General features: G+C 69.2%; 2 pseudogenes. Both read right to left on the reverse strand.

Annotated elements, in window-relative coordinates:
* A pseudogene (locus I73_RS33540) lies at positions 1–198 on the reverse strand (thiol:disulfide interchange protein); the annotation flags it as partial.
* Positions 198–595 (reverse strand): annotated as a pseudogene (locus I73_RS29850) (hydantoinase B/oxoprolinase family protein); the annotation flags it as partial. The pseudogenes I73_RS29850 and I73_RS33540, both read right to left, overlap by 1 nt.

The following is a 595-nucleotide window of genomic DNA, read 5'->3' on the forward strand; positions in this document are numbered from 1 at the left end:
GGCAGGCGCCCCACCGGCCCGGGCCAGATGGGCCAGGGGCTGCACCAGGCTGTCACCCCCGGACAGGCCGCCGGCCAGCACGGCCACCGCCCACAGGCCCAGCACGGCGGCCACACCACGGGCCAGCCCGGCCCGACCGGCCTCGAAGGCGCCCAGGGCGAACAGCAGCACCAGGGTGCCCGCGCCGGCCAGCAGCATGTCATGTGGGTCTGAACCACGCTGGTGCCGTCAAAGCCTGGACCTGCGCCAGAGCCACCGGAGATGGTCTCGATAGTACTGGTGCTCGTCGTTGCCAAAGGTGAAGTTGTTCATCGTGCACGGCCCGGCCGCCATCACGCCCAGCGCGCCGTAGAGCGCATTGGTCACGCACTGCGAGGTCTCGACATTGCCAGCCACCACCGCCGCCGGAAAGCGCGGGTTCAGCAGGCTGCCCTCGGGCACGATGACCTCGATGGGTTTCAGGCAGCCGGCATTCAGCGGGATCGCGTCGTCCACCAGCGTGCGGAAGACGTACAGCACAGCGGCCATGGTGATGGACTTGGGCGCGTTGAATTTGTTGCGCTGCTGGGTGCTGGTGCCGGTGAAGTCCACCCGG

It is taken from the genome of Ideonella sp. B508-1, from assembly GCF_000333615.1.
Lineage (GTDB): Bacteria > Pseudomonadota > Gammaproteobacteria > Burkholderiales > Burkholderiaceae_C > Ideonella.